Source organism: Streptomyces durmitorensis, from assembly GCF_023498005.1.
In the GTDB taxonomy this organism is placed as follows: Bacteria; Actinomycetota; Actinomycetes; order Streptomycetales; family Streptomycetaceae; genus Streptomyces; species Streptomyces durmitorensis.
This window is the reverse complement of record NZ_CP097289.1, coordinates 9477288-9500217: the sequence shown is the minus strand read 5'-3', so window position 1 is coordinate 9500217 and position 22930 is coordinate 9477288. Positions and strand designations below refer to the sequence as shown.

The window sequence follows — 22930 nt, the reverse complement described above, 5'->3', positions numbered from 1 at the left end:
GGACCATTTCGGCCATGCGAGCGCCCGCGTCAGTGTCCGGGCGCGTCCGCAATGGTGCGGTGGGCACGTCTACGGGGCGCCGTCGTCGTGGCCGATGATGAGGACGGCGGCGTCGTCCTCATGCCCCACCGTGTCCGCCAGCCGCATGACACCGCCTGCGAGAGTGTTGATGCCCAGTCCGGCAGCGGCCGTGACCTCGGCGAGCCGCGTCACCCGGCGCAGGCCTTCATCGAGGCTCAGTGTCGGCCCCTCCACCACACCGTCGGTCAGCAGTACGACGACGCCACCCGTGGTGAGCCGGTGGCACACCACGGGGTACTCGGCCCCTTCGAGTACGCCGAGCGGGGGGCCGCATTCTCCTTCGTCGACACCGGATCGGCCGTCCGCCGTGGCCCAGATGTGGGGGATGTGGCCGGCCCGAGCGCACTCCAGGACGCCGGTGGCCGGATCGAGCCGGAGAAAGGTGCACGTGGCGAAGAGGTCCTCGCCCAGAGAAACCAGGAGATCGTTGGTACGCGCGAGCAGCTCCCCGGGGTCGCCCGTGACCGAGGCAAGCGCACGCAGTCCCACACGGACCTGCCCCATGAACGCGGCGGCCTTGATGTTGTGCCCCTGCACGTCTCCGATGGACAGGCCGATACGGCCGTCGGCCATGGTGAAGGCGTCATACCAGTCTCCCCCGACGTTGAGCCCGTGGTTTGCGGGCATGTAGCCCACGGCCAGCCGGATGCCCGGAGGCTGCGGAAGGTCGTGGGGCAGCATGCCTCGCTGCAGGGCCACTGCCAGCTCGACCCGGGAGCGCTGCATCTCCGCGAGCTCCCGGGCCCGGGCAGTCAGCGCCCCGAGCCTGGCAAGCAGCTCGTCGCCGTCGTCGGCCGCCTGCGTACGGAACATTGATCGCCCCGGTTCCGCGAGAGCACCTCGCGTCAGTTCAGCTTTCTTCCACCATGTGCACATTTGGCATTACCGTCGCGCTCAACTCTGCCCGGAGATGACGGGCATCGCACCCTGTCACCCTCCGCGGCGGCTGGTATGCCACGGCGGAGAACGGCGTGACGGTCGGGGATGTCCGTGAGGACATCGCACGCCAGGAGTGGGAGATGGCGCTCGGCGTTCTCATCGAGATCGGTGATCTTTGCCCCGTGCCCGTGGCGTTCTGGGAGTTTCTGGCCGAGGCCGCTCGGCAGATAACGCTGAGCCTGATGGGACCTGAGGAGGGTGGACGCCGGAGCGCCTTTGCCGGGGACGGCCGGCTCCGGCCGTTGTGGGACATCGGGGGCGGCACCGCTGACGGGCACGGCCCTGATCGTCGAGGTCCTGCCGCCCCCAACCTGAGTCCACCACGCGACCTGAGCCTCGGGAACGCCGAATCCCCGGACGCCGTGATCTACGTGCATCACAATGGCACCACGTTCCGTTGCCGCCGCGGCGTTGCTCGCCGTGAACACCTCGCGGGTGGGCGAGAGAAGGGGAAGACGTGAGTGAGAGACAGCACCCGTCGGATGTGTCGGGCAGGCTGAACACCGGGGTCGCGCACAACGCACGCGTGTGGAACTACTGGATCGGCGGCAAGGACAACTACGAGATCGACCAGCAAGTCGGTGACCAGGTCGCCACGATGTTCCCGGTGATCCGGGACGTGGCCCGCGCCGACCGCCACTTCCTCGGCCGCTCGGTCCGATTCCTGACCGCCGACTGCGGAGTGCGGCAGTTCCTGGACATCGGCACCGGACTGCCGACCCTGGACAACACCCACGAGATCGCCCAACGGATCGCACCCGAGTCGCGCATCGTCTACGTCGACAACGACCCCATCGTGCTGGTCCACGCCCGCAGTCTGCTGACCGGTACTCGGCAGGGAGCAACTGCCTACATCGACGCCGATGTCCACCACCCCGACGGCATCGTGGAGGGCGCATCGGCAGCCCTCGACCTCGACCGGCCCGTCGCGGTCATGATGCTGGGCATCCTCAACTTCGTTCTCGATACGGACGAGGCACAGCACATCGTGCGCCGGATCATGGATTCCGTCCCCTCAGGCAGCTATCTCGCCCTGACTCACCCCACCACCGACACCGATCTCGGTGGTGAGGGCAACGTCGAGGCCATGAAGTTCTGGAACGAGAACGCCACCCCGCCGATCACCGCCCGCAGCCGTGCGGAGATCAGCTCCTTCTTCGACGGCCTGAACCTCGTCACCCCCGGCCTCGTGTCGTGCTCGCAATGGCGCGCTGAGTCCAACTCCGCCGCCGTACTGCCGCAGTTCGGCGCGGTGGCGCTGAAACCCTGACCAGAGATCGTCGAGGCCGCGTCAGAAGTGCGTGGCGATCCCGAATACGCGGCGCAGCTGCGCCATGTCGTGCCGGTCGTGCTCCGACGGTTCGTATCCCTGGTGGAAGTAGACCTGCTGCTCGGCGGACAGGCAGGGGACGGGCGTCCCGTGGACGGCGCCCGTCACGAAGCACGCCGAGGGGTAGACGAAAGGGCTCCGCGGATCGGGTGATGCCTGCACTGCTGAGCCGTCGTCGGAGAAGACCAGCGGGTGAAGGTCGATCTCTCGCCCGTCCGGAGCCGTCATGACGAATCGGATGGGCCTGAAGTCCAGGCTCTCGACGAAGCCTTCCGCCGAGAGCGCCGCCAACACGGCGGCTTCCTGGTCCTGCCGGTGCATCAGGTCCAGGTCCCGGTGGTCCCGGGTCTGCTCGCCGAGCAGTGCATCGATCCCCCATCCTCCACCGATCCAGACATCCACCTTCGCTCGCCGCAACAGGGCCAGGACGAGCAACACATCATCGGCTGTCATCACCCGATGCAGGGTAGAGGCGACCGCCTCCGGCCGCTGGGCTCGATCCGGCAACTTCAGCTTCCTGTCGAGAACGCGTTCGCGTGCCCCAGCGTTCAATCGATGGGCCAACAGCGCCCAGAGCGGCGAAGAACGCGCCGAGGAGCAGCCAGCCCGCCGTGCCAAGGCCAAGCACGACGGTGGTGAGGATGGCGGGAGCGAGCGCCTGGCCTGCGCTGAAGCCGAGCCCCAGAAGCCCTTGGTACTGGCCTTGGGCATGGTCCGGTGCCAGGCCGAAGCCAAGGGCGAAGCCGGCCGAGGACTCCCATATCTCGCCGAGGCTGTGGACGAAGATCGCCGCGACCACGAGGCCGGCGGCCGCCCACACGGGAGTGTGCGCGGTCAGGGCCATCATCGGACAGCTGAGGAGGAAGAGCAGGCCTGCCGTGCGGAACGCTCTGCCGCCGTCGCGAGGGGTTTCGATGCGGGATCCGATTCTGGTCTGCAGGAGGACGCAGACCCCAGCATTGATCGCGGACACCGCGGCCACGGTCCAGCGCGGTGCGTCCGTGTGCGACGAGATCCAGATCGGCAGAAGCAGGGACACGACCGGGTACTGCAGCCCCATCGCACCGTAGAGGGCGGTGAAGGCCACGAACGGCCGGTCGGTGAGAGCGATCCAGCGGCGCTGCTGCGGCGGTGACGCCAAGGCTCTGTAGTTGGGGAGCAGGAACAGGAACAGGGCGCACAGGGCGAAGCTGGCCGCGTTGCCGAGAATCAGCACGCTGTAGGCGGTACGCGTATTCGCTGTCACCGCAAAGCCGGCGCCCACGGTTCCCAGGACGACGCCCAGATTGACGTAAGTACGGAGCTTTGCCCTGAACAACGCCGGCCGGTCGGTACCGACCCGGACCACGAGGGCTCCCCAGGCCGCGCCGGCAGCGGCTGCGGCAAGCTGGTCGACGGTGGCGATGACGGTGAGGGCAGCCCAGCTGTCGACAAGCACGAGAGCGGACATCGCCACTGCTTGAACCGCCAGGGCGAGCATCATGATCGTGCGCGGCCCACGTCGATCGGCCAGGTGACCTCCCGGTATCCCCGCGAGCAGGCCGATCAGTCCGGCAACAGTGAGGGCGGCACCCACCTGCACCGCCGGTAGATCCACGACCAACGTGAAGTAGAGCGCCGCCGCCGTGTTGAAGAGGCCATTGCCGACTCGGTTCACGAAGCTGGCCAGGATCAGCACACGCTCTGACCTGTTGGCCCCCGCCATGTGAGCTATTCGGCCGCGCGATCTCCCCTTGATCATGGGCGCAGGCTAACAGCGGTCCCACGCACCACCGAGGACCCGGTCGTGACCGTGATCGTGCTGCGCGCGCTAGGGGATCAGCGTGCCGGGGCCGTTGTCGCCGCTCAGGTTCGCGCCGAACAACGCCTTCGCCGCCGGTGCCCCGAGGTCCTGCGGGTTCTGCGCGACCGACTTCGAGGCCGTCAGGCCGGAGGCCGCGCCGCGCAGCAGCCACACCGCGCCGCCGTTCACGACGGCATCCAGGTTCTCGCCGGGCGCACCCGCGGCCAGGTCCGCCTTGCCGTCGCCCGTCACGTCGAGCAGACGCGCCGACCCGCCGAACACGTCGCCGGACTCCGCGACACCCGGCACGTCCGCCGTGTCCTGGTGGAACGCCTGCGCACTCGTGCCGGTGAGCCCGCCCTTGGCGCCCTTGAGCAGCACCACCGCGCCGGCTTTCGCCTTCGAGCCGATCGCCTCGCCGGGGACGCCGACGGCCAGGTCGGGGTATCCGTCGCCGTTCGCATCGCCCGCGCTCAGCCGCCCGCCGAACTGGTCACCCTTCTCGCTCGCCCCGGGCACGCCCGCCGTGCTCTGCGTGATCGTCTGCGTACGGGTCTGGCTGGGGCCGGAGGGCGAACCGTAGTAGATCTTGACGGTGCCGGGGTCCTCCTCGGTGCCCTCGGTGTCGCCGTTCGGGAAGATGCGGGTGGCGAGATCGGCGTAGCCGTCCTGGTCGAAGTCGGCCACGGCCGTGCTGGACGAGGAGTTCAGGCGCTGGGGGACGGTGGACAGGCCGTCCTTGGTACCGAGCCAGAGCTTGCCGCCCTCGGCGTGGTTCTCGTAGACGTAGAAGGTCGCGAGATCCTCGATGCCGTCGCCGTTGAAGTCGCCCGCGGCGGTCGAGTTGATGGTGTTGTCGGTGCTGTACACCTGCACCTGCCGCTCGCGGGCGGGGACGCCGTCACGGCTGAAGGGGCCGTACAGCACGTCGTGGTAGTCGTAGTCCTCGCCGTTGCGCATGAACAGGTCCGTGTGCCCGTCGCTGTCGAAGTCGCCCGCGGTGAGGTCGTCGCCGACCTGGGCATTGGCCGGTGCGTCGATGCGGACCGCGCCCTCGCCGGAGATGCCGGTCTTCCGGCCCCACAGGACGATCACCGATCCGTTGACGTTGTTCTCCGGCCGGTGATCGCGGGCGACCACCGCCAGGTCGGTCAGGCCGTCACCGTCCAGGTCGCGGGAGATCATCGCGGAGCCGAAGACCTGGTTGTCGCCGGAGGCGCCGGGCACATCGGGGGTGTCCTGGGTGATGACCGTGGTGCGCGCGGAGTCGACGCCGTTGGCCGATCCGTAACTGATCGTGATGTAGCCGGCCCAGGCGTGGCCGCCGATCTTCGCGCCGGGGGCGGAGACGGCGACGTCCTGATAGCCGTCGCCGTCGAAGTCCTCGCGCACGGTGGCGGCACCGTCCTCCGCGGATGCGGTGCCCGCGACGATCGGCACGCCGAACGACCCGATGAGGGCGGCGGCCACGGCGGTCGATATGGCGGGTCTGCGGATGCCCACGGTTCCTCCTTGGAGCGCGAGCGATGTCGAGACGCGTGCGCGCAGATGTGATTCATCTGCGAGACACGCGGAAACGGCTGATGGTTGTGCGCTGAACGACACTTGGATGGGCGCGGACCGGCTCATGACCTGGCGCATACGCACCAGAAGGGACGGATCCGGCTCCGGGCGCCGGGTCGGGGCCGGTGGCCCCGCCGCTAGGATGAGGGCCGTTTGCCCGCAGGGAGTTGAAAATGCCGAGCCGCCACTCGGAGGGGACCACCTCCGACAAGCCTTGGAACCAGACGTTCAGCCACTCGATGTGGCGGGCGAACAACTCCGTACACCGCGCCCTCAACGAGCAACTGCGCTCCCTCAACGTCACGATGACACAGCTCGGCATCGTCATGACCCTCGACCAGCACGGGCCACTGTCCGGGGCAGACCTCGCCCGCGGCCAGAACATCACCCCACAGAGCGTGACCACGGCACTGGCACACCTGCAGCAGATCGGATGGATCGAGCGACACCCGCACCCCGTACACAAACGAGTCGTACTGGTCGAACCGACCAAGGCAGGACTGCTGGGCATGACCAAGGGGCGACAGCTCGTCGAAACGGTCGTCGAACGGCTCTGCGAAGCAGTCGGCGGCCCCGAGGAGCTGGAACGCCTCACACTCGGCATGCGCCGCATCGCCGTAGCCCTCGACGGCCCCGACTCCCCCGTAGCCCGCATGTGGCCCGACCCACCCAAGACCGACTGACAACCAAGCCCTACACAGCCAAGCCCGAGCCCGACGGAGCGGCACACTTGCCTGCCCGCGAACGTGGGCGGCGTCGGCGACGCATGGGCCGCATCGGCGGACCCGCGACCATTCGTTCCGCTTTGCCCTCTGGCCATGGCGCGCGCATCCGGGCACCATCTCCTTGCTCCACCTGCACCACAGCCGTCTCACTGTCAGCACGGTTATCAGCAGGAAGGAATCCGCATGCGCGTCCACTCCGCGCTCACCGCGCTCGCGCTCACCGCCGGCGCCCTGATCGCACCCGGCTTCGGCGTACTCACCACGGCCACCGACGCCTTCGCCGCCACCAAGATCAGTCACGCCACGGCAACCTCCATGTTCCGCGCGGCTGGCGTCACATGGTCGTCTTCCGGCAGCTGCTCGGACCGCAACAGGCCGACGTGCACGTCTTTCGATCAACTCAATCTCGCCTCCGCACAAGGGGCTCAGACCCTCAAGCAAGCCAGCGGCTGTGCCCTCAACGTCACGGGCGGCACGGAAACCGGCCACGCGAGCGGTACGTACTCGCACTGGAACGGATACAAGCTCGACTACGGCAAGAACTCCTGCATCACCAGCTACGTCAAGAACACCTTCACTTACATCGGCCCGCGTGGTGACGGTGCCCCGCAGTACAAGTCCGGCTCCGGCAACATCTACGCCGACGAGGGCAATCACTGGGACGTCCTCTATTACAACTGCGGTGGCTGCTGACCCGAGTGGCCCCGGCACAACCAACGGATCGCTCCGGCCGAACGCCGTTTGAGATCGCAGATTCTGGGAGACCGGTAGACATGGCTGTTCTCAGAAAATGCGCACGCCCTTTGCTCGCTTCCGTCTTCCTCACGGGAGGAGTGAGCACCCTTCGGGAGCCCAAACGCGTGGCCTCGGCGGCCGAGCCGGTAGCGATCCCTCTGGCCTCCCGGATCCCGTGGCTCACGGAGGATCCTGAGCGCCTGGTCCGCGTCAACGGCGCGGTCCAGGTCGGGGCCGGCTTGATGCTGGCGACCGGACGGCTTCCGCGCCTCGCCGCGCTCGCTCTGGCCGGATCGCTGGTGCCGACGACGTTGGCGGGGCATGCCTGGTGGAAGGAGGAAGACAAGGAGCGGCGGGCGGCTCAGCGCACGCAGTTCGTCAAGAACCTCTCCCTGTTCGGCGGGCTTCTGATCGCGGCGGCTGACACGCACGGCAAGCCGTCCGTCGCCTACCGCGGCCGAACCGCCGCGGTGGCCGGCCGCCGCAGTGCACGGCATGTCCGTCGCGAGGCCGCGGGCGCGCTGAGTGATGCGGCCGGGTCCGTGCGCTCGATGTCCGAGAGCGCACAACAGTCGGTCGCGCGGCGCTTCTGAGGCTCGCTCACCACCAGTGTGGGAGGCAGCGAGGTACGGGAGGCCGCACGTGTGCGTGGCACTCCCGTACCTCGGTCGCCGGAGTGGACAGGACAAGCTCAACCGATGCCGATCGACGCGACCTCGTAGACGGCGGTGGAGCTCATTGACAGCCCTCGGCAGGTCAGTTGGCAGGGCGGTGTGCGGTGGGAGTGCACCTCGACGTCGAATGACGTCGTACGAGGCAGGCGGCCGGTGATGCGGATTCGCCAGCGGCTGTCTTCCCGGGAAGTCCCGATCACCGCGTATTCATGCCGGCCGGCCGGGCCGAAGCGTCTGAGCACGGCCGCGACGGCAGCCTGCTGCGGCGGGAAGAGATCCGTGTACCCGCGCAGGTGGTCCGCGTGAATCCGGTCGGCCAGGTGCTCTTCGACCACTGCCACCGACGACGCGGCATCGAGACCGCCGTAGTAGACCCCGTCGGGTGCGACTACGACGTTGGCGGCGAACCTGTCACCACCGACGTGGGTGCATTCCCACACCAGGTCCGGCCAGCGCTCGCTGAGGGCGCGTCCCACCGGCCGACCGCGCACGGCGCAGCAGGTGTCGTGCTGACCGTGGGTGCAGACGAGGACGACGGGCGGCCGGCCGAGTTCCCCAGGGGCATCGAGGGCAGCGGCGATCGCCACCAAGTCCTGATCACGGCTCCATGTGCCCCAATGCTGGCGGTAGACACCGGAGTTCTCATGGCGCAGCACTGCCCAGCGCCTGGAGCCTTCGGGGCTGCGGCGTCCGTGCCGCCTCACCAGAAGCACGCGCGCCCGCACCGCCTGGGCGGCGGCGAACACGAGTCCCTTGGTGTGGGGCTCGAGGTTGAGGCCGTCGAAGCCGTTGGGCGGCCAGCCGCCTCGGTATTCGATGAGTACCCAGACAGAGCCGTGCGGAGCCGTGCCCGCGAGTGAGTCGCCGCGTGTACGCGCGGCGTCAGCGCAGAAGAAGCGTCCTGCCGCCGTCACCGTGGCCACGTCACTGTTCTGCGGGCACCAGTACGCCCGCGCGCAGCAGTCTCTCGGCGAGTTCGACGCCGAGTTCACCGGCGGTACGGACCCCGCCGTCGAGCATGCGGGTCACCAGCGGCACATCAGTCTCCGGAAAGTCGAACCAGCCCACGCGCGTGACCAGACGCGGGCCCTCCAGGCGTGCTTCCAGCTGCCCACGGAGTCGTACGCGTGAGTGAGGGCCGAGGCCGTCGACGGCCTCGAGCTGGGCCAGCGGGCCCAGGGGCGCGGGGCGTGCCTGGGCCCGCCGGGTGCGGTGGAACAGCGGAGCGGAATCGGCCTTGGTGACAGCGGCGACGAGGCGTTCGCGGACGGCGTCGATCTCGCCGCCCGGCCCGTCCACCCCCAGCGGCAAGGTGCCGCGCATCTGGGGATCGTCGCGCAGCAACGCGAGGGCGGACTGGGCGAGTTGTTCGGCCAGGGCGTAGCGCGTCCATGTGTGGATTCCGAGCGTCAGGTGGATCGAGACCTCACCCTGCGCCTGGGCGGCGTGCAGCCAGCCCCGCGGCAGGTAGAGGACGTCACCGGGCTCGAGAACGGTGTCGATGTGGGCCTGCCCCTTCGCGGCCTCGGCGACCGCGCTGCGGCGGTCGGTCCAGGGCTGATCGCGCAGTGGGTCGGGATGGACGGGCTCGCGGACGAGCCAGCGCTTGGCGCCTGCGATCTGAAGAACGAACACATCATGGACGTCGTAGTGGTCGTCGAACCCGCGGTTCTGCGGTGGAGTGACGTAGGCATTGGCCTGCACCGGATGCCCCAGTTCGGTGCTCAGCCGGGCGCTGAAGTCCGCGACCGGCCCCCACGTGCGCTGCAGGGCTTGCAGGACGAGGGTGGCGCCGTCGGCGAACATGCACCACAGAGCGGTGTCGTCCAGCTGATCACCGATGGTGGCACCGACACCGGCGGACGAGGTGAACGACGCATCCGGAATGGTGACGCCGTCCTTGGCCACGCGCAGGAAGGGCGTGCGCAGCCCTCGGCGCGAGGTCAGTTCATCCACGGCTTCGGCGGAGAACAGGTCGGAGAAGTCGCTCGCGCGTCGCGTGAGCAGCGCTGTGCGCGCCCAGACGTCGCGGGCGAACTCCTCCTGGCTCAGGCCGGTCAGCCGTGCCTTCAGCACGCCGACGCCTGCTGTGGCGTCGGCGTGCTGAAGCGCGGTCGGGGGGATACTCAAGAGCCGCCGGCGGAATCGTCGGCTCCGCCGTCGGCACCACCGTCATGGACACCGGGCGTACCCGCCGCACCGCCGTCCGCGGGGCCCTCTGCCCCACCATCCGCACCACCGTCATGAACACCCGGCGTACCCGCCGCACCGCCGTCCGCGGGGCCCTCTGCCCCACCATCCGCACCACCGTCATGAACACCCGGCGTACCCGCCGCACCACCGTCCGCGGGGCCCTCGTGCTGGTTCGGATCCTGCTCGGGGTTGGTCATGGTTCCTCCTGAGAATCGAACGGCTCGGATGGGGCACACCCCCAAAGTCCTCCCTGCTTTCACCAAGCTCACTCACGCAAATCTGGTCGGCAAAAGCTGATGGGCCGTTTCGGGGTCGAGGACGGCAGCCCTCCGCCCCGGGATGCGAGGAGTGATCCGCCGGGGTGCCATGGGGAGACGAAAGAGGTTCGACAGACATGGCACGTCCAGTGTCCGGCCTGGAGAGCCTCGACTCGGGCGAGAGACCGACGAGGGCGCGGTCAAGATCTCCTGCGACGACTCACTCGGCAGTCTGAGAATTCACCACGAACCGCGCCCCGTCCGGATCGCTCAGCACTGCCTCTCCCACGTCACGCGCCTCCTGCACGAGGCTGCCACCGTGGTCCCTCGCGGCCTCGATACACGCCGCTACGTCGGCCACGGAGAAGTGGATCTGCCAGTGGGGCCGCATCGCGGGGTCACGCGCGGAATCGACCGCACCCGAATGGATGTGGGCCACCACAGTGTCGGCCCGGCTGCGCAGCACGACCCTTTCGTTCTCGTAGTGGACTTCGCAGCATCCTTCCGCCTTGGACGCCCAGCCCAGGACCTCCGCGTAGAAGATGGCCGCGTCGAAGGCGTCTCGCGTGTGGAGCTCCACGAAGACCGGGGCCACACGGCGCCATTCCTCCCAGTCGGCCACCAGTTCCCCCTCCCAGACGCCGAAGACCGCTCCGTCACGATCGGCCAGCAGAGCGGCCCGGCCGGGCGGGAACGAGATGGGTCCCACAGCGGTCGTCCCACCGCGTTCCTGGCTCCGGGCCGCCGTCTCGTCCGCGTTGGACACCGCGAAGAAGGGAGTCCACGCGAAAGCCTGCTGCGCCATGGCCTCCACGGCGGATACGCCCGCCACCGGAACGCCGCCCACACTGGCGAATCTGTACTGCTCCCCCAGTTTGCCGCTGCGCCAGTCCCACCCCAGGACGGCGGAGTAGAACTTCTCCGTAGTCGACAGATCACGCGTGGTCAAGCTGACCCAGCAAGGTGCACCGAACACCGAGCGGCTGTCCACAACCCCGCTGCTGTCCGCCGTGTCGCTGTTCATCTTCGTACCGTTCTGAGGTCGGTGGTCTTCCCACGAGCCTTCTGCCGTACTTTCCTGGCCCATGGCAGCCGGATACGGCCAGAGGACCGCAATCCCCTTCCATCATCCTCCCGACCGGCAGTTGGCGCGGGAAAGCCTCGACCGGGCAGTCGGCCGCTCTTCTGCCTGAATCGAGTCACTCCGGGCGCAGCCACACTGTCGCCAGGGGCGGAAGGGTCACGCGCAGGGAGGCCGGGTGGCCGTGTGCCGCTTCGGGGTCGGGTTTCAGCGGGCCGCGATTGCCGGCATCACCTCCGCCGTAGCACGCCAGGTCGGTGTTGAGGATCTCCCGCCAGACAGTGACGGAGTCCGGGACCCCGAGCGGGTAGTCGCGGCGGACCACGGGCGAGAAGTTGCACGCGGCCAGGAGCGGAGTGCCGTCGGCGGCGAAGCGCAGGAACGCCAGGACGTTGTCCTCGGCCGCGTCCGCCGTGATCCAGGAGAATCCGGCGGGCTCGGTATCGCGCTCCCATAGGGCGGGAGTGGCACGGTACTCATCATTGAGGTCGCGCACGAGGTCCAGTACGCCCCTGTGGTCCGGTTCCGCCGGATAAGCCGGGTCCAGGAGGCCCCAGTCCAGGCCGCGTTCCTGCGACCACTCGGCGCCCTGCGCGAACTCCTGCCCCATGAAGAGGAGTTGCTTGCCGGGGTGGGCCCACATGAAGCCCAGGTAGGCGCGGTGGTTGGCGCGCCGCTGCCACCAGTCCCCCGGCACCTTGGAGACCAACGCCTGCTTGCCGTGGACGACTTCGTCGTGCGAGACGGGCAGGACGTAGTTCTCGCTGTACGCGTACACCATCGAGAACGTCATCTCGCCGTGGTGGTACACGCGGTGCACCGGGTCACGCTTGATGTACTCCAGGGAATCGTGCGACCAGCCCATGTTCCACTTCATGCCGAAGCCCAGGCCTCCGAGGCCCCCCGGACCGGTGTCATGGGTGGCCCGCGTCACGCCGTCCCACGCCGTCGACTCCTCGGCGATCGTGACCACTCCAGGGCAGCGCCGGTAGAGCGTCGCGTTCATTTCCTGCAGGAAAGCCACCGCGTCGAGATTCTCCCGGCCGCCCGACTCGTTGGGTGACCACTGCCCCTCTTCACGTGAGTAGTCGAGGTAGAGCATCGAGGCGACGGCGTCGACGCGCAGGCCGTCGACGTGGAACTCCTCGCACCAGTACGTGGCGTTGGCGACAAGGAAGTTGCGGACCTCTTTACGGCCGTAGTCGAAGGTCAGGGTGCCCCAGTCGGGGTGTTCGGCACGTCGGGGGTCCGCCGGTTCGTACAGGTGCTCCCCGTCGAAGGTCGCCAGGGCCCAGTCGTCCTTGGGGAAATGCGCGGGAACCCAGTCGAGGATCACTCCGATGCCCGCCTGGTGCAGGGTGTCGACGAGGTACTTGAAGTCGTCGGGCGTGCCGAGGCGTGACGTCGGCGCGTAGAAGCCGGTGACCTGATAGCCCCAGGACCCGCTGAAGGGATACTCCGCGACGGGGAGCAGTTCCACGTGGGTGAATCCCGCATCCGTGACGTAGTCCGTGAGCTGGTCGGCGAGTTGGCGGTAGGAGAGGCCGGGCCTCCAGGACTCCAGATGGACCTCGTAGACGGAGAAGGGTGCCTGATGGACGGGGCGGTCCGCACGGTGCGCCATCCACTCCGCGTCCTCCCACACATGGGCCGAGCGGGTCACGACGGAGGCGGTCGCCGGTGGCACCTCCGCACGGCGGGCCATCGGGTCCGCGCGCACGGTATGAGTGCCGTCAGGGCGGGTGATGTCGAACTTGTAGAGGGCCCCCTCGCCGATGCCGGGAACGAACAGCTCCCACACGCCGGTCGAGCCCAGTGAGCGCATGGGGTACGCGGCTCCGTCCCAGTGGCAGAAATCCCCGCAGACCCTGACCCCACTCGCATGGGGCGCCCACACCGTGAACCGGGTGCCCAGCACGCCCTGATGAGTCATCGGGTGTGCTCCCAGCGCCTTCCACAGCTCCTCGTGCCGGCCCTCGCCGATGAGGTGCAGATCGAATTCCGCCAGTGCAGGAAGGAAGCGGTAGGGGTCCTCGTGCTCGCCGTCGCGGCCGTCGTAGGTCGCGCGCAGCCGGTACGCCGGCGTCGCGTCCAGCGGCAGAACAACGGAGAAGAAGCCGTCGCCCATGTCGTGCAGGGCCACGCTTCGCCCACCGGTGAGGAGTGTCACCGCTTGGGCATACGGGCGCAGGACCACAAAGGCCACGCCTCCGGGCACCGGGTGTGCGCCGAGCACGGCATGCGGGTCGTGATGAGTGCCCGACAGGAGGCGCTGCCTGTCCTGTGCGTCGAGTGGGACCTCGGGAACGCGGGCGTGGCCTGCGGCGACGGTCGGAGCAGCGGCGTGGGAAGTGGGGGCAGGAGAGGTGCGCAGGACAGTCAAGGGGCGAGCAGCGGACGTCTCGGTGGTGTCCACGGTCTCAACTCTCCTCTGCGAGGCGGGCGATGGCCGCCATCGGGACGGGCAGCCAGTCGGGACGGTGCCGGGTCTCGTACAGCGCTTCGTACACCGCCCGGTCCGTCTCATACGCACGCAGGAGTTCGGCGTCCGCACGCGGATCCCACGGGGATTCCGCCGCGTAGCCGGCGCAGTAGGCCTCCCGGCATCGCTCCACCCATTGGGCGCGCCGAGGCCGCCGGGTGTAGGCCGCGTAGTCGAAGGAGCGCAGCATGCCCGCCACATCGCGAACGGGGGCCTGCGGGTGCCGACGCTCGGCCAGCGGCCGGGCCGGTTCGCCCTCGAAGTCGATGACGAACCAGCGGTCGTTGGCCCGGAGCACCTGGCCGAGGTGCAGGTCGCCGTGGATCCGCTGGGCCTGGCGGCCCGTACCGCGTGCGGCGACCGCTCCGTAGGCCGACTTCAGACGAGACACGTACGGAACGAGATCCGCCACCTGATCGGCGGCGCTCTCCAGACGGCTCGTCATGGCGGCGGCAAGCCGTACGCCGCCGTGCGGGTCCAGCGGCTCCACCCCGAACGCCCGGGTCAGCGCCAGGTGCACTTCGGCGGTGGCTCTGCCCAGTTCGTACGCCTCGTCGCTGAAGTCCTCGCCCGCGGCGAGGGATTGGAGTGCGAGCGTCCAGCCGTCCGTCGCCTCACGCAGGAAGGGCTGGAGCACTCCGAGAGTCATCTTGCGTGGCTCGGTGGTCCAGAACCAGGCCACGGCCGCGGGCACTCGGGCACAGCCGCCACGAGCCAGCGCCCGCGGCACTTCCAGGTCCGGGTTGATGCCCTGATGGACACGGCGGAACAGCTTCAGGATGTAGGAATCCCCGTACACCAGGGAGGTGTTGGACTGCTCTCCTTCGAGCAGCCTGGGCTCGAGCCCCTCCGGCACCACGGTCTGCGCGTCCCGTTCGAAGCGCAGGGGTCCCATGGCGCCGGGCGTCCTCAGGCGTTCCAGGAGCAGCGTCGCCGACCGCGGGTCCAGCAGGGCGTCATACACAGTGAGTCCGGCCAGCGGTCCCGCGTCCGGTCGGCCGATGAACGCGTGCTGGAGCCGGAGCGGCAGGTTCTCCCGGACTCCGAGGATCAGTTGGTAGCAGTCATCGGGCTGCCCGGAGTGGCCCGTGCGGATCAGCAGATGCAGGCACCCCGGGTGCAGTGCTGTCGTCGACAGCACTTCCAGGTCCGTCACCGGCCTGCCCTTGCCCGCGAACCACCTCTGCTTCGGCAGCCACTCGCGAAGGAGCGCGGCCAGCGAGGTGAGCACCTGGGGAGGGCTGAGGCTGCTCGGCGACTGCGATGCCGTCTTCAGCATGAGACACGTCCCTTCAGAGGTGCACCATGGGTGCGGCCGGGGGCTGTGGCTGGTTCGTCAGGCGGAACCAGTAGAAGCCATGTCCTGCCAGAGTCAGCAGATAGGGCAGCTCGCCGATGGCCGGGAAGCGCACACCACCGATCAGCTCCACCGGGTGGCGGCCGTTGAAGGTCTGCAGATCCAGTTCGGTGGGCTGCGCGAACCTGGAGAAGTTGTGCACGCACAGCACGAGGTCGTCCCCTCCTTCCTCCGATGGAGGGGCCTCGCGCAGGAAGGCGATCACCGCCGGGTTCGACGACGGCAGTTCCGTGTACGAGCCGAGTCCGAACGCCGGGTTCTGCTTGCGGATCTCGATCATCCGGCGGGTCCAGTGCAGCAGCGATGACGGTGAGGACATGGACGCCTCGACGTTGGTGACCTGGTATCCGTAGACCGGATCCATGATCGTGGGGAGGTAGAGCCGTCCCGGGTCGCAGGAGGAGAAGCCCGCGTTGCGATCGGGCGTCCACTGCATCGGGGTGCGCACCGCGTCGCGGTCACCGAGCCAGATGTTGTCGCCCATGCCGATCTCGTCGCCGTAGTACAGGATCGGCGATCCGGGCAGCGACAGGAGCAGGGCGGTGAACAGCTCGATCTGGTTGCGGTCGTTGTCCAGGAGGGTGGCCAGGCGCCGCCGGATGCCGATGTTGGCGCGCATCCGCGGGTCCTTGGCGTATTCCGCGTACATGTAGTCGCGCTCTTCGTCGGTGACCATTTCGAGGGTGAGCTCGTCGTGGTTGCGCAGGAAGATGCCCCACTGGCAGCCGGAGGGGATGGCCGGGGTCTTGGCGAGGATCTCGGAGACCGGATAGCGCGACTCGCGGCGCACGGCCATGAAGATGCGCGGCATGACGGGGAAGTGGAAGGCCATGTGGCATTCGTCGCCGCCGTCCTTGAAGTCGCCGAAGTAGTCGACGACGTCCTCGGGCCACTGGTTGGCCTCGGCCAGCAGCACGGTGTCGGGGTAGTGGGCGTCGATCTCGGCCCGGACGCGCTTGAGCAGGCCGTGCGAGCGGGGCAGGTTCTCGCAGTTGGTGCCCTCCTCGGCGAAGAGGTAGGGCACGGCGTCCAGGCGGAAGCCGTCGATGCCCAGGTCGAGCCAGAACCGCAGGGCCGAGATGATCTCCTCCTGGACGGCCGGGTTCTCGTAGTTGAGGTCGGGCTGGTGGGAGAAGAAGCGGTGCCAGAAGTACTGCTTGCGCACCGGATCGAAGGTCCAGTTGGAGGCCTCGGTGTCGACGAAGATGATGCGGGCGTCCTGGTACTGCTTGTCGTCGTCCGCCCAGACGTAGTAGTCGCCGTAGGGCCCCTGGGGGTCGCTGCGGGACTCCTTGAACCACGGGTGCTGATCGCTGGTGTGGTTCATCACGAAGTCGATGATCACGCGCATGCCGCGCTGGTGGGCGGAGTCCACGAACTCCACGAAGTCGGCGAGGTCGCCGAACTCGGGCAGGACCGCGGTGTAGTCCGACACGTCGTAACCGCCGTCGCGCAGCGGTGACTTGAAGAACGGCGGCAGCCACAGGCAGTCCACGCCCAGCCACTGCAGATAGTCCAGCTTGGCGGTGATGCCCTTGAGGTCGCCGATGCCGTCGCCGTTGCTGTCCTGGAAGGACCGCACCAGGACTTCGTAGAACACGGCACGCTTGAACCACTCGGGGTCGCGGTCCTTGGCGGGCGTGTCCTCGAATGTGTCCTGGACGGGCTCGTTGATGATCATGGTGTGGGTGACCCTCCGATCAACGGTGCTTCGTCCAGGCCTTCGGGTCCGCCCAGCCCGCCCGAGGAACGGCCGCCGGGCACCGCCGCGACCAGCACGTGCGCACCGCCCGGCTCAAGGCGTACGTAATTGGCCTTGCCCCAGTGGTAGGTGTCGCCGGTGAGCTCGTCACGTACCGGCACGGTCTCGTGCCAGTGGAGGCCGAGTTCCGGCATGTCCAACGAGACCGTGCCCTCCTGGGCGTGATCAGGGTCGAGGTTGGCGACCACCACAACCCAGTCCCGGCCATCGCGCTTGCTGTAGGCGATGAGAGCGTCGTTGTCGACCCGATGGAAGCGGAGATTCCTGAGTGACTGCAGTGCGCGGTGGCGCCGCCGCACTCCGTTGAGCGTGGTGACCAGGGGCGCGATGGAGCGGCCGTCATGCTCGGCTGACTCCCAGTCACGCGGGCGCAGTTCGTACTTCTCGGAGTGCAGGTACTCCTCGCTGCCCGCGTCGACCGCCTCGTTCTCGCACAGCTCGTACCCCGCGTAGATGCCCCAGCTCGGCGAGAGGGTGGCGGCAAGGATCGCCCGCACCTCGAACGCCGGGCGGCCGCCCTCCTGAAGGTATGCGGGCAGGATGTCCGGCGTGTTCGCGAACAGGTTGGGGCGCAGGTACGCGGCGCTCTCCACACTGAGATCGGTCAGGCACTCGGTCAGTTCCTGCTTGGAGTTCCGCCAGGTGAAGTACGTGTACGACTGCTGGAAGCCTGCCTGGGCCAGGGCCCGCATGACCGCGGGGCGCGTAAAGGCCTCCGCGAGGAAGATGACGTCCGGGTCGGATGCGTTGATCCGGGCGATCACCTGCTCCCAGAACACGACGGGCTTGGTGTGGGGATTGTCGACGCGGAAGATGCGTACTCCGTGGCCCATCCAGAACCGCAGCAGCCGCACCGCCTCCTCGACCAGCCCTGAAAGATCCGCGTCGAAGACGATCGGATAGATGTCCTGGTACTTCTTCGGCGGGTTCTCGGCATACGCGATGGTGCCGTCCGCCCGGTGGCGGAACCACTCCGGGTGCTTGTCCACCCACGGGTGGTCCGGCGAGCACTGGAGCGCGAAGTCCAGGGCGACTTCCAGGTCCAGGGCGGCGGCGCGGCGCACGAAGGCGTCGAAGTCCTCCAGCGTGCCGAGGTCCGGGTGCACTGCGTCGTGGCCGCCCTCGGGGGAGCCGATCGCCCAGGGCACCCCGACGTCCTGTGGGCCGGAGGACAGGGAGTTGTTCGGACCCTTGCGGAACGTGCTCCCGATCGGATGGATCGGCGGCAGATAGACGACGTCGAAGCCCATCGCGGCGACGGCAGGCAGCCGCTCGGCGGCGGTGCGAAACGTGCCCGAGACCGGCGCGGCGCCCTCGCGGACGACGGCGCCCTCCGAACGCGGGAAGAACTCGTACCAGGACCCGAACAGGGCGCGGCTCCGCTCCACCAGCAGCGGCAAGGCCTGCGAGCGGGTGACGCGCTCACGCAGGGGGTGACGCGAGAGAACCTCCTCCACCCGAGGAGCGAACGCGGCCTCCAGGCGGGCAGCCGGCGACTGCAGCTCGTCCCGCAGGGTCTCCGCGGCGTCGAGCAGGGCCTGGCGCTCCGCGGTGCCCGGCACTGCGTCCGCGGCCCGCTCGTACAACAACGCACCCTCTTCGAGGGTCACTTGAGTGTCGATACCGGCCGGGACCTTGATCTCGGCGGAACGACGCCATCCGGCCACCGGGTCGGCCCAGGCTTCCACGGCGTACGTCCAGCGCCCCTCGGCGTCCGGTGTCACGTCCGCACCCCAGCGATCAGTGCCCGGGGCCAACTCGCGCATGGGCGCACGCGACCGGGCCCGGCCGTCGGGACCCAGCAGCACGACGACTGCACGGACCGGCTGGTCGCCTTCACCGAATACGGTGGCCGTCACTTGGAAGGTCTCCCCCGGCACCGCCTTCGCGGGACGACGGCCACAGTCGACGATCGGGCCGACGTCCAGAACGGGCACGGTGAACGAGACCGGGGCGTCTTTCGGGTCCGGGTTGCTCGACGGAACAGGAGGGATCGAACAGGCCGGGCTCGTCCTGGGACTCCGGGTCATCGCTCTCTCCTTTGCCCCGCTCCGGCCCAGGTAGCGCTCGGCGGTGTCAGCGGCGAGCCGCGCCGTGCGCTCTCCCACCAGGACGCACAGCGTGTAACCCGCGTTGTCGAACTGCTCGCGCACACCCAGGTCGGCGGGATCGGCCAGCAACAGCCGCTCCCAGGCCCGGTAGTGCTCCAGGTGCCTCGCGACCTCGGCTTTGGCAGGCAGCAGCATCACCCTGTCACCATCTCGTTCTCCCCGAATGCCCGCAGAGCACCTGGCTGGTGCCGGAGAGCGGGTCGACGAACCGATGTGAGTGCCGGACGCACTACATGACCCATAGTGCACACACGCGCACGTAGCGTCCTGTTGGATCTTCCATCGGGGGTGCGACCTGCTCGTGTTGCACGAATGGAGCAGCGCTCCCACCCTGAAAGTGACGCAGAAGCGATCAGCTCTCACGCTTCGTGTTCGGGGTGGCGGCTCGCAGAGCCGACCAGTTCGGAAGCCTCGCTGAGAGGAACCAAGAACGATGAAGACTGCATTTCCCTGCTACTACCACCTCGAGGTGGAGATCGGCCCGCAGAGGGTCGCGCAGGTTCGGCGCATTCTGGCCGCGCATCTGCGGCACTGGGGTCTGGGTGTTCTCGTCGAACCCGTGAGCCACTGTGCCGGCGTACTGCTCGACGCGATCGAGGCGCATGCGACGGACAAGCGCGCGAGCGTCGAGATGTGGTGGAACGGCCAGCACCTCATCACGGCCGTGTCCGACAACGAACGCGACCTTCCGCATCCGCACCACGGGCTGGAAGGTCGCCTGGCGCAGATCGCCGCGCTGAGCGACGGCTGGGGCAACTGTCCGGCGGCCAACGGAAAGATCATCTGGTTCTCGCACCGTGCCCGGTCCGCCGACGGCGCCCCCCTGGCCCCCATGCCGCCCGCGCCCAGTCTGCGCCCGGGTCGCCGGGAACCGCGCGAACTGCCCGTGGCCGCGGACGCGGCTCCCTTGGAGGCGAAGCCCTCGGCCCCCGCGTCGGCGGAGCCCGTCCCCGTGGGTGCCTCCTCGAACTCGCACGCCGAGCAGCCGTAGGAGACATGCCCCAGGATGGGGAAACGAGCGCACCACGGCCGCGGCATCCGCGGGTGAAGCCTCGCGCCCGGCGCCCATGAGCGCCGGGCGCGCGAACATCCAAGACCCCGCTCATCCGTACGGAGGCAACAGCTTGCGCAGCTGGATCGGGCACCCGTTCCCCCTCGGCGCGACCTACGACGGCGAAGGAACCAACTTCGCTCTGTTCAGCGAGGTCGCCGACCGCGTCGACATCATCCTCATCCATGAGAACGGCTCGCATGACAGCGTCCCTCTCACCGAGGTCGATGGCTTCGTCTGGCACTGCTACCTGCCCGGTGTCGGCCCCGGCCAGCGCTACGGATACCGGGTGCACGGCCCCTGGGACCCGGCCGCGGGTCATCGGTGCAACCCCGCCAAGCTGCTCCTCGACCCCTACGCCAGGGCGTTCGAAGGGCAGGTGGACAACGCCCCCGCGCTCTTCGAGCACGCCCCGCAGGGCCCCGAACCGGCCGACAGCGCCGCACACACCATGCTCTCCGTGGTCACCGATCCCTCCTTCCCCTGGGAAGGTGACGTGCTGCCGAAGCGTCCCTATGCCGAGACTGTGATCTACGAGGCCCATGTGCGGGGTCTGACCCGCAGCCACCCCGGGGTCCCCGAGGAACTGCGGGGGACCTACGGAGGCCTGGCGTCCGAGCCGGTGATCGACCACCTCCTCTCGCTGGGTGTGACCGCCGTCGAACTGATGCCGGTGCACCAGTACGTGCAAGACGGCTTTCTGCGCGACCAGGGCCTGTCCAACTACTGGGGGTACACCTCCATCGGCTTCTTCGCCCCCCACAACGCCTACGCGGCGCACGGCGCGCGCGGCCGGCAGGTCACCGAATTCAAGTCGATGGTCAAGAAACTGCACACGGCCGGGCTCGAAGTGATTCTGGACGTGGTCTACAACCACACAGCGGAGGGCAATGAGAACGGCCCGACGCTCGCCTTCCGCGGCATCGACAACGCCTCGTACTACCGTCTGGCGGAGGACGATCCGGCGCGGTACTTCGACACCACGGGCACGGGCAACAGTCTGCTGATGCGACACCCCAATGTGCTGCAACTGGTCATGGACTCGCTGCGCTACTGGGTCACCGAGATGCACGTGGACGGGTTCCGATTCGATCTGGCCGCCACGCTGGCCCGGCAATTCCACGACGTGGACAGGCTGTCGGCCTTCTTCGACCTGGTCCAGCAGGACCCCGTGGTCGGCCGCGTCAAACTCATCGCCGAGCCCTGGGACGTCGGCGAGGGTGGCTACCAGGTCGGCAACTTCCCGCCCCTCTGGTCGGAGTGGAACGGCAAGTACCGTGACGCGGTACGGAGCTTCTGGCGCGGTGACGACAACTCACTCGCCGAGTTCGCCTCTCGGCTCGCAGGGTCGTCCGACCTCTATCAGCACGACCGTCGCCGTCCGCGGGCGAGCGTCAACTTCGTCACCGCACATGACGGCTTCACGCTGCGCGACCTGGTCTCGTACAACGACAAACACAACCAGGACAACGGCGAGAACAACCGCGACGGCGAGAGTGCCAACCGGTCCTGGAACTGCGGTGTCGAGGGACCGACCACCGATGAAGGCGTCCTGGAACTGCGTGCGCGCCAGCAGCGCAACTTCCTCGCCACGCTCCTGCTGTCGCAGGGGATTCCGATGATCGCCCACGGCGATGAGATGGGCCGTACCCAGCTGGGCAACAACAACGCCTACTGCCAGGACAGCGAGATCTCCTGGGTCGACTGGGATCTCGATGAGGACCAGCACGATCTGCTCGACTTCACACAGCGGGCGATCACACTGCGCGCCGCGCACCCGGTGCTGCGAAGACGCCGCTTCTTCCGCGGCGGCACGGTCACTCACGGAACACGGTCTCTGCCGGACCTGGTGTGGTTGAGGCCGGACGCACAGGAGATGACGCAGCAGGACTGGCAGCGGCCCGACGCCCACGCCGTCGGTGTCTTCCTCAACGGCGACGCGATCACAGAGCCCGACACGTACGGCAGGCCTGTGCTGGACACCTCCTTCCTTCTCCTGCTGAACAGCTACCGGGAGCCGATCGTCTTCCAGCTGCCGAACCTCACGTACGGCGAACGCTGGGCCACCCGGATCGACACCTCTGAGGCGCGAGGCCTCTCGGACGAGACCGAGCACAAGGCGGACAGTGAAATCGCCGTAGCCGCGCACAGCTTGCTCCTGCTCTCCCGGTCCTCTTGACCCGGGCGGCACGATCATGTCGGCGGCCAGGCGCTCAGGCTGTCCCGATACCCGACTCCACCATGGTTGCGGCGAGCGGGAGTCGGTCAGGCCAGGTGGAAGAGTTCGGAGAGCGGCACCATCGCGGCGTCAGGATCGCGCCCGTCCAGCGATTCGAAGTACGGCGCCATCTCCCGCTGCCAGCGGGCGTTGACGTCGGTGGACGCCATCGCGGCTTGCGCGGCCGCGAAGTCCTCGGTCTCCAGGTATCCGACCACGAGCCCGTCCTCCCGGGCGAACAGCGAGTAGTTGTGCCAGCCCGTCACCGACAGGGCCTCGAGCATTTCCGGCCACACGGCGGCATGCCTTTCGCGATACTCGTCGAGCCGGTCCTGACGGACCTTGAGCACAAAACAGACCCGATGCATGAATGCGTTCCCGTCGCGCAGTTGAGCTTTTGAAAGGTTTCATCCCTGGCCCCGGACGATAGGTTGAGCTGTACTCAGGCGTCAACGCGTGGGGGGGGTAAGGCCCCACACCCTGCGCTCTGTTGCGGGGCGCAGCCCGGTGCGCGGACGCTGACCACCAGGAAGGCGACCGCGCAGGCTGCGAGCATGATCAGGGCCGCCCAGCCGGTGGCGACGGTGA

The 22930-nt window shown here is 68.3% G+C and carries 20 protein-coding genes; 8 read left to right on the top strand and 12 right to left on the bottom strand.

The features are described 5' to 3' along the window. Positions 1 to 69 precede the first annotated feature (69 nt). Positions 70 to 894, bottom strand: coding sequence for a PP2C family protein-serine/threonine phosphatase (locus M4V62_RS42060; RefSeq protein WP_249592470.1), 825 nt, complete (start codon positions 892 to 894; stop codon positions 70 to 72). 158 nt (positions 895 to 1052) lie between these two features. On the opposite strand from M4V62_RS42060, the gene M4V62_RS42055 reads away from it, so the two are divergent. Beyond that, complete coding sequence (locus M4V62_RS42055; RefSeq protein ID WP_249592469.1) at positions 1053 to 1481, top strand: hypothetical protein; 429 nt, start codon at positions 1053 to 1055, stop codon at positions 1479 to 1481. Further along, a complete protein-coding gene (locus M4V62_RS42050) occupies positions 1478 to 2290 on the top strand; it encodes an SAM-dependent methyltransferase (RefSeq protein WP_249592468.1) in 813 nt (270 codons plus the stop codon). Before M4V62_RS42055 ends, M4V62_RS42050 begins: the two co-directional genes overlap by 4 nt. Before the next feature lie 21 nt (positions 2291 to 2311). On the opposite strand, the gene M4V62_RS42045 is transcribed toward M4V62_RS42050, so the two are convergent. From M4V62_RS42045 to M4V62_RS42035, 3 genes are all read right to left on the bottom strand, one after another. Further along, entirely contained in the window at positions 2312 to 2803 is a 492-nt protein-coding gene (locus M4V62_RS42045) for a nucleotidyltransferase domain-containing protein (protein ID WP_249592467.1), read from the bottom strand. Continuing rightward, positions 2790 to 4028 carry an MFS transporter gene (locus M4V62_RS42040; protein WP_249592466.1) on the bottom strand — a complete coding sequence of 413 codons (1239 nt, stop codon included), beginning with the start codon at positions 4026 to 4028 and terminating at the stop codon, positions 2790 to 2792. Before M4V62_RS42040 ends, M4V62_RS42045 begins: the two co-directional genes overlap by 14 nt. A 132-nt stretch (positions 4029 to 4160) precedes the next feature. After that, positions 4161 to 5636 carry an FG-GAP and VCBS repeat-containing protein gene (locus tag M4V62_RS42035; RefSeq protein WP_249592465.1) on the bottom strand — a complete coding sequence of 492 codons (1476 nt, stop codon included), beginning with the start codon at positions 5634 to 5636 and terminating at the stop codon, positions 4161 to 4163. A 233-nt stretch (positions 5637 to 5869) separates the two neighbouring features. Here M4V62_RS42035 and M4V62_RS42030 point away from each other — a divergent pair, with 233 nt between their 5' ends. The 3 genes from M4V62_RS42030 (at position 5870) to M4V62_RS42020 (ending at position 7749) form a co-directional block, all read left to right on the top strand. Further along, a complete protein-coding gene (locus M4V62_RS42030; RefSeq protein ID WP_249592464.1) occupies positions 5870 to 6379 on the top strand; it encodes a MarR family winged helix-turn-helix transcriptional regulator in 510 nt (169 codons plus the stop codon). Positions 6380 to 6604: 225 nt separating this feature from the next. Next, positions 6605 to 7114, top strand: a complete 510-nt coding sequence (locus M4V62_RS42025) for a hypothetical protein (protein ID WP_249592463.1) — start codon at positions 6605 to 6607, stop codon at positions 7112 to 7114. An 80-nt stretch (positions 7115 to 7194) separates the two neighbouring features. Beyond that, positions 7195 to 7749: a DoxX family protein gene (locus M4V62_RS42020; RefSeq protein ID WP_283779143.1), complete on the top strand. Its 555-nt coding sequence runs from the start codon at positions 7195 to 7197 to the stop codon at positions 7747 to 7749. Between the two features lie 98 nt (positions 7750 to 7847). Here the strand turns inward: M4V62_RS42020 and M4V62_RS42015 are convergent, their stop codons facing one another. Together M4V62_RS42015 and M4V62_RS42010 are read right to left on the bottom strand one after the other, a co-directional pair. Further along, the gene (locus M4V62_RS42015) at positions 7848 to 8744 is read right to left on the bottom strand and encodes a ferredoxin family protein (RefSeq protein WP_249593223.1); all 897 of its coding nucleotides are present in this window, start codon (positions 8742 to 8744) and stop codon (positions 7848 to 7850) included. Positions 8745 to 8754: 10 nt separating this feature from the next. Beyond that, positions 8755 to 9960 (bottom strand): cupin domain-containing protein, encoded by a 1206-nt coding sequence (locus tag M4V62_RS42010; RefSeq protein WP_425575306.1) that lies wholly within the window; start codon positions 9958 to 9960, stop codon positions 8755 to 8757. A gap of 44 nt (positions 9961 to 10004) precedes the next feature. Here M4V62_RS42010 and M4V62_RS42005 point away from each other — a divergent pair, with 44 nt between their 5' ends. Beyond that, positions 10005 to 10232, top strand: coding sequence for a hypothetical protein (locus tag M4V62_RS42005; protein WP_249592461.1), 228 nt, complete (start codon positions 10005 to 10007; stop codon positions 10230 to 10232). Positions 10233 to 10500: 268 nt separating this feature from the next. On the opposite strand, the gene M4V62_RS42000 is transcribed toward M4V62_RS42005, so the two are convergent. The 5 genes from M4V62_RS42000 to M4V62_RS41980 all read right to left on the bottom strand — a co-directional run bounded on the left by M4V62_RS42000 (position 10501) and on the right by M4V62_RS41980 (position 19208). Continuing rightward, a complete protein-coding gene (locus tag M4V62_RS42000; protein WP_249592460.1) occupies positions 10501 to 11229 on the bottom strand; it encodes a VOC family protein in 729 nt (242 codons plus the stop codon). A gap of 250 nt (positions 11230 to 11479) precedes the next feature. Continuing rightward, positions 11480 to 13888, bottom strand: coding sequence for a 1,4-alpha-glucan branching enzyme (gene glgB / locus M4V62_RS41995; RefSeq protein ID WP_425575307.1), 2409 nt, complete (start codon positions 13886 to 13888; stop codon positions 11480 to 11482). Beyond that, a complete protein-coding gene (locus M4V62_RS41990) occupies positions 13782 to 15122 on the bottom strand; it encodes a maltokinase N-terminal cap-like domain-containing protein (protein WP_249592458.1) in 1341 nt (446 codons plus the stop codon). The genes glgB and M4V62_RS41990 overlap by 107 nt, the downstream gene beginning before the upstream one ends. A 13-nt stretch (positions 15123 to 15135) precedes the next feature. Continuing rightward, on the bottom strand, positions 15136 to 16881 hold the full coding sequence (treS, locus tag M4V62_RS41985; protein ID WP_249592457.1) for a maltose alpha-D-glucosyltransferase: 1746 nt from the start codon (positions 16879 to 16881) through the stop codon (positions 15136 to 15138). Further along, positions 16878 to 19208: a maltotransferase domain-containing protein gene (locus tag M4V62_RS41980; RefSeq protein ID WP_249592456.1), complete on the bottom strand. Its 2331-nt coding sequence runs from the start codon at positions 19206 to 19208 to the stop codon at positions 16878 to 16880. Before M4V62_RS41980 ends, treS begins: the two co-directional genes overlap by 4 nt. Before the next feature lie 298 nt (positions 19209 to 19506). Here M4V62_RS41980 and M4V62_RS41975 point away from each other — a divergent pair, with 298 nt between their 5' ends. Both M4V62_RS41975 and glgX read left to right on the top strand, forming a co-directional pair. Then, on the top strand, positions 19507 to 20064 hold the full coding sequence (locus M4V62_RS41975) for a pep a2 (protein ID WP_249592455.1): 558 nt from the start codon (positions 19507 to 19509) through the stop codon (positions 20062 to 20064). Between the two features lie 133 nt (positions 20065 to 20197). Further along, positions 20198 to 22303, top strand: a complete 2106-nt coding sequence (gene glgX, locus M4V62_RS41970) for a glycogen debranching protein GlgX (RefSeq protein ID WP_249592454.1) — start codon at positions 20198 to 20200, stop codon at positions 22301 to 22303. Positions 22304 to 22389: 86 nt separating this feature from the next. On the opposite strand, the gene M4V62_RS41965 is transcribed toward glgX, so the two are convergent. Beyond that, the gene (locus M4V62_RS41965) at positions 22390 to 22710 is read right to left on the bottom strand and encodes an L-rhamnose mutarotase (RefSeq protein WP_249592453.1); all 321 of its coding nucleotides are present in this window, start codon (positions 22708 to 22710) and stop codon (positions 22390 to 22392) included. Positions 22711 to 22930 lie beyond the last annotated feature (220 nt).